This window comes from Bacillota bacterium (assembly GCA_024655925.1).
Taxonomy (GTDB): domain Bacteria; phylum Bacillota; class DTU025; order DTU025; family JANLFS01; genus JANLFS01.
In genome coordinates this window covers 4,706-11,178 of record JANLFS010000093.1, presented here as the reverse complement: position 1 = coordinate 11,178, position 6,473 = coordinate 4,706, and the positions used below count along the sequence as shown (strand labels likewise).

The 6,473-nt window shown below is 59.9% G+C and carries 4 protein-coding genes; all 4 read right to left on the bottom strand.

The window, feature by feature from the left end; genetic code table 11:
• Positions 1-256: 256 nt before the first annotated feature.
• Positions 257-1,717 carry an RtcB family protein gene (locus NUW23_12635; GenBank protein MCR4427011.1) on the bottom strand — a complete coding sequence of 487 codons (1,461 nt, stop codon included), beginning with the start codon at positions 1,715-1,717 and terminating at the stop codon, positions 257-259.
• Between the two features lie 22 nt (positions 1,718-1,739).
• The gene (locus tag NUW23_12630) at positions 1,740-2,213 is read right to left on the bottom strand and encodes an archease (GenBank protein MCR4427010.1); all 474 of its coding nucleotides are present in this window, start codon (positions 2,211-2,213) and stop codon (positions 1,740-1,742) included.
• Positions 2,210-4,657, bottom strand: coding sequence for a DNA gyrase subunit A (gyrA, locus tag NUW23_12625; GenBank protein ID MCR4427009.1), 2,448 nt, complete (start codon positions 4,655-4,657; stop codon positions 2,210-2,212). Before gyrA ends, NUW23_12630 begins: the two co-directional genes overlap by 4 nt.
• 11 nt (positions 4,658-4,668) lie before the next feature.
• Positions 4,669-6,473 (bottom strand): DNA topoisomerase (ATP-hydrolyzing) subunit B (gene gyrB, locus NUW23_12620; GenBank protein ID MCR4427008.1); only part of this gene is annotated, 1,805 nt, incomplete at its 5' end.

Here is a 6,473-nt window from a genome sequence, read left to right as displayed (position 1 = left end):
ATACTTCCTTCGGGCAAAATTTGCTTGGTCTCTGTCAAGGGTACCCTTCCGGCAATGAGCTAGCCCCTGTCAGCGTTGGTGAGGCTGGAGGCGCATGATGTAGAGCGCCCCGCACCTCCCGCCTGACCTCTGGGGCATCCGGGGCGCCACGCCGACTACATATTCTGAAAGACTCGTCTCTCTACCCAGCCTCGAACTCGCCCGATGCTTTCTGGAGTATACATGGGAGACTTCAGGCTCTGGCGTTGCCCCTGACCTACCCCTTCACCACCCCAAGCGGGCGAAGTTTGGCCACTTTGAGGGATATCCCCGCCTTATGGGTGATGTTCACTACGTCGTTTACATCCTTGTAGGCCTCCGGAGCCTCCTCCACGAGCGACCCCCGGCTTGCCGCCCGTGCATAGACCCCGGCCTCCCTGAGTGCCTCACGAACCTCATCCGCCTTCCGGTTGCGCAAGGCCTCGTTCCTGCTCATGAGCCTACCGGCCCCGTGGCATGTCGAACCGAACGCAATCTGCATGGCTCTCTCCGTACCCAGCAGAACATAGGAGTTCCTTCCCATATCACCCGGGACTATCACTGGTTGGCCCACCCGCCTGTAGGCCGCCGGGACGTCTGGATGTCCGGGAGGAAACGCCCTCGTGGCGCCCTTCCTGTGGACCAGGACCCGGGTGCGGCGCCCCTGTATTACATGATCCTCGAGTTTCGCGATGTTGTGGCACACGTCGTAGAGGAGGGTCATGCCAAGGGCCGAAGGCGTCGAGCCAAGCTCACTGGCCACCGCCTGCCTGGTCCAGTGCATTATGCACTGACGATTTGCCCACGCGAAATTCGCCGCACACGCCATAGCCGCGAAGTAGCGCGCACCCTCAGGGGACTTGAGCGGAGCGCACGCAAGCTGGCGGTCGGGCACACTGATGCCATACTTGGCCACCGCCCCCTGCATCGATTCCAGGTAGTCAGTGCATACTTGATGTCCGAGTCCCCGTGAGCCGGAGTGGATCATGATCACAACCTGTCCCTCGTAGAGCCCGAAAGCCTGTGCCGCCCCGGGGTCGATTACCTCCTCGACGACCTGGATCTCCAGGAAGTGGTTGCCGGAACCCATGGTGCCCAATTGAGGCATTCCCCTCTGGATAGCCCGTTCGCTTACCGCTCGGGCATCCGCACCGTTCATTCTGCCGCGCTCCTCGGTGTATTCCAGGTCCTCTTCCGATCCGTACCCCGCCCTGACCGCCCAGGCCGCCCCTTCCTCCAGGACCTTGCGGACCTCCTCCGCGTCCAGTTTGATCGGCCCTTTGGACCCCGTGCCGGACGGGATGTCGCGGTACAGCCGGTCCACGAGTCTCTGGACATGGGGAGTGACCTCCCTAGCGGATAGGTTGGTCCTGAGAAGCCTAACACCGCAGTTGATATCGAAGCCGATTCCACCTGGGGTGATCACTCCGGTTTCAGCGTCCGTGGCCCCGACGCCGCCTATGGGGAACCCGTACCCGGAGTGGATGTCCGGCATCGCCAGGGCGGCGACTTGGATTCCCGGAAGACACGCAGAATTCGCCAGCTGCTCGAGAGCGTCACCACGCCTCGCCGCCTCGATCCCGGCAGCGTCAGCAAACGCGATCCCGTCTACCTTCATTCCCGGCTTGTAGGCCGTGGGCACGCGCCATCTGTACTCGTCTACCTTTTCAAGTGGGCCCTTCCAGTAGTCTTCGGGCATGTTCCGCACCTCCCACCACCGGTCACGTGTCAATTACGAACTGTGCATACCACAAGCCGTCAGGGCGTTGCCGGGCTTCCAGAAGATGGTACGATACTCCTTTAGGAACAGGACCGGTCCGCCGGTCCAAGTCCGCGGGTGCGTCTCCGAGCAACTCCCCCCAGGTCTCGCCCAGCAGGCGGACCCTGGGATGGTTCTCGTTACTATCCCCTGTGGCAGCGGTGGAGTCTACTACGCTAAGATCGAATGCGCCCGCGACAAAGGTTCTGTGGTCGAAGAGAAAGATGAGTTCGTTGAGAAAGGATACCAGAAGACACTCGAGGTCGGACGCGGCGATGCTCAGTCTTTCAGCAGTCTCGAGACGAGCCCGGGTCCCGGGGAGTATGAGACTGGAGAGAGCGAGACCCGCTCCCTCGAACAGCGCAGGCAGCGACCTGGCCGTGATGCGGAACCCCGCATCCCCGGCCTGGTCCATCATCTCGATGTGCGCGTTCATGCTGACGCATCCTCGGAACCTTTCACGGCTAATCTGGCCACGGAGACCACGGCGTCGTCAGGCTCGAGGGCCATGACCTTTACACCTTGAGTGTTCCTTCCGATCCGCCGGATATCCGCAACTGCGAGCCGAATTACATACCCGTTTGTGGTGACTATGACGAGTTCGTCCTCCTCCGGGACGAGCTTGACTCCGACAATCGGGCCGGTTTTCTGAGTAACGTGCATGGTCTTGATGCCCACACCCCCCCTGTGCTGGCTGCGATAGTCGGACACAGCGGTCCTCTTTCCGAACCCACCCTTGGTGATCACCAGCACGTCTGAGTCGTCCCGGGCTATGTCCATTCCAACGACTAGATCGCCAGGCCTGAGTTCGATGCCTTTGACGCCAGCAGCGGTCCTGCCCATCGGCCTGACTTCGTCCTGGTGAAACCGAATGGACATGCCGTTGCTCGTCACGAGAAGGATCTCATCCCGCCCGCCGGTGAGCCGGACCCCTATCAGCTCGTCATCTGGAGCAAGGGATATCCCGATTATGCCCGCTTTCCGGATGGCGGAGAAATCCGCCACAGAGGTCTTCTTGACTGTCCCCCTCTGAGTTGCCATGACCACATAGGAGTCATCCCTGAACTCGGAGACTGGAACCACCGCCGTGACCGTCTCACCAGGCTCCACATTGACCAAGTTGACGATGGCCGTCCCCCTGGCCTGCCTCTGAGCCTCGGGTACCTCGTAGCCTTTGAGGCTGTATACCTTTCCTTTGTTCGTGAAGAAGAGGATGGTGTCGTGGGTCGATGTTATGAACAGGTGCTCCACGAAGTCCTCTCCCTTGGTGTTCATCCCAGTAACCCCTCGGCCGCCCCTCCGCTGCGCGCGGTAAGTGTTGGTGGGCAACCGTTTGATATAACCCTGATGGCTCATGGTCACTATGATGTCCTCTCTGGCTATGAGGTCCTCGACATCGAGCTTCTCTGCCGCCTCCGTAATCGCCGTACGCCGGGCGTCTCCGAACTTGTCACGGATCTCCTTGAGCTCCCGCTTTATGACGCCAAGCAGGAGGCGCTCACTCCCGAGGATGTCCCGGAGCTTCTTCATGAGGGCGAGGACTTCTTTGTGCTCATCCTCGATCTTCTGCCTTTCGAGTCCGGTGAGCCTCTGTAGCCTCATGTCCAGGATGGCCTGTGCCTGCTTTTCAGAGAGCCCGAAGCTCTTCATCAGGCCTGCCCGAGCTGTGTCGGGGGTACTAGAGGCACGTATTAGTGCGATCACTTCGTCGAGATGGTCCAAGGCCACGATGAGGCCTTCGAGGATGTGCGCCCGTTCTTCCGCCCGCGCCAGATCGTACCGGGTCCGCCTGGTGACAACGTCCTTCTGATGGGCGATGTAGTGTGAGAGCACTTCCTTGAGATTCAGTATTCTGGGCTCGTTGTTGACCAGCACCAGCATTATCACACCGAATGTAATCTCCATGGGTGTGTGCTTCAGGAGTTGGTTCAGCACAACGTTGGGATTCACGTCGCGGCGTAGCTCGATGACTATGCGCATCCCCGACCTGTCGGATTCGTCCCGGAGGTCGGTTATCCCATCCACCTGCCGGTCGCGAGCCAGCTCAGCGATCTTCTCGATCAGCCTCGCCTTGTTCACCTGGAACGGAAGCTCATTCACCACCAGACGGTGCCTTCCTCCGCCCATCGGCTCGATCCCGACCCTCGCCCTGACCCGGATACTTCCACGGCCTGTCTGGTATGCCTCCCGTATCCCGTCTGTCCCCAAGATCAGCCCGCCTGTGGGGAAGTCGGGCCCGGGGATGCGGGCCATCAGGTCTTCGACCGTGATATCGGGGTTGTCGATTAGCATGATGGTGCCGTCTATCACCTCGGCCAAGTTGTGCGGGGGGATGTTGGTGGCCATCCCGACGGCGATACCTGCAGACCCGTTCACAAGCAGTTGGGGGAACCTCGCCGGCAGAACCGTGGGCTCCTTCAGGGACTCGTCGAAATTGGGGATGAAGTCCACCGTATCCTTGTCGATGTCCGAAAGCATCGCCGCGGCGATCCTGGCCATCCTCACCTCGGTGTAACGCATGGCCGCAGGGGGGTCCCCGTCCACAGACCCGAAGTTCCCGTGCCCGTCCACCAGCATGTAGCGGTAGGAGAAGTCCTGGGCCATTCGGACCATGGCGTCATATATCGCCGCATCTCCATGGGGGTGGTACTTGCCCATAACTTCCCCCACGACCGTCGCAGACTTGCGGTAGGCCTTGTCCGCCGTCAGCCCGAGGTCTTGCATGGCATAGAGGATCCTGCGGTGGATCGGCTTCAGCCCGTCCCGAACATCAGGAAGCGCCCGCCCCACGATGACACTCATCGAGTAGAGCAGGTAGGACTTCCGCATTTCATCTTCTATGTCTATGGGGACTACTTTCCCGTCAACAATTTCTGTCAACCATCAACACCTCAAACGTCAATATCAGTGGCGTATCTCGCATGGCTCTCGATGAACTCACGCCTGGGCTCCACTTGATCACCCATCAGGGTGGAGAAGATCTGCTCGGCCGCGTACGCGTCCTCGAGAGTCACCCGGAGCATGGTCCGGGATTCAGGGTTCATCGTGGTCTCCCACAACTGCTCCGCATTCATCTCACCGAGACCTTTGTACCGCTGGATCGAAAGCCCGTTCCGGCCTATGCGGCTGAGCAGCGTCTGAAGCTCCTCGTCGCTGTAGGCGTAGTATTCCTTCTTCCCCTGCCTCACCTGGAAGAGAGGAGGTTGGGCTATGAGGACATTCCCGTTTTCGATCAGCGGCCTCATGTATCGGAAGAAGAACGTGAGGAGCAGCGTTCGTATGTGGGCTCCGTCCACGTCTGCATCTGTCATGAGTATTATCTTTCCGTACCTGAGCTTCGAGAGATCAAAATCCTCCCCCACCCCCGTGCCGAGGGCGGTTATGATCGCCCTGATCTCCTCGTTCGCCAGGATCTTATCGAGCCTGGCCTTCTCCACGTTGATGATCTTTCCCCGCAAAGGCATTATCGCCTGGTACCGGCGGTCCCGGCCCTGCTTCGCGGACCCCCCGGCGGAGTCACCCTCCACGATGTAGATCTCGCAGACATCTGCATCTCTGAGAGAACAGTCTGCGAGCTTCCCTGGGAGAGCTGACACCTCCAGTGCGGATTTCCTCCTGGTCAGTTCCTTGGCCTTGCGTGCGGCTTCCCGGGCTCGGGCAGCGGAGACACACTTGTCCACAATCCGTTTGGCAGTACCGGGCGTCTCCTCGAAGTAGGTTGCCAGGCCTTCCGCGACGACCGACTCAACAATGCCCTTTATCTCGCTGTTACCCAGTTTCGCCTTGGTTTGCCCCTCGAACTGAGGGTTCTCCAGCTTGACGCTGAGGACGGCGGTGAGGCCCTCACGGACATCGTCGCCCGTCAGGTTCTCTTCGTTGTCCCGAACCGCGCCGATTTTGCGGGCGTAGTCGTTTATCGTCCTGGTCAATGCGGCTCTGAAGCCTGATAGGTGTGTCCCACCATCGACTGTGTTCACGTAATTGGCGAAGCAGAAGGTGTTGTCGTTGTACCCGTCGTTGTACTGGAGCGCCACTTCGACCGAAACCTTGGGCAGTTCCTTTGCGATGTAGATGACCTCTGGATGCACCGGATCCTTGGCCCTGTTCATATGCTCGACGAAAGACTGGATGCCCCCGTCATACTGAAAGACCTGTTCTCTTCCGTCTCGCTCGTCCCTCAGCAATATACGGATGCCGCGTGACAGGAAGGCGAATTCGCGCATTCTGTGGCTCAGGACGTCGAAGCTGAATTCCACTGTCTCGAAGATGGACGCGTCGGGCTTGAACTTGACTGTGGTCCCGCTCTCGGTCGTCTCCCCAATGATCTCAAGGGGGCCGACGGGGACTCCCCTCTGGTACTTCTGATAGTGCACTGCCCCATCCCGCTTGACCCACACTTCAAGCTGCTCGGACAGAGCGTTCACTACAGACAGACCAACTCCGTGAAGTCCTCCGGACACGCGGTATCCCCCGCCGCCGAACTTACCTCCTGCGTGGAGGATTGTGAGGACCACCTCGACCGCGGGTTTGCCTTCCCTGGGATGTATATCGACGGGAATGCCTCTCCCGTTGTCCTCTACAGTGACACTGCCGTCCTTCCCGATAGTGATGGCCACGGTGTCACATACCCCGGCGAGAGCCTCGTCGATGCTGTTGTCCACGACCTCGTAGACCAAATGGTGTAGGCCCCTCACGT

What these genes read in the sequence shown, in the direction of transcription:
- NUW23_12630 (MCR4427010.1), bottom strand. Translation starts at nt 2,213, where the DNA reads ATGAACGCGCACATCGAGATGATGGACCAGGCCGGGGATGCGGGGTTC.
- NUW23_12635 (MCR4427011.1), bottom strand. Translation starts at nt 1,717, where the DNA reads ATGCCCGAAGACTACTGGAAGGGCCCACTTGAAAAGGTAGACGAGTAC.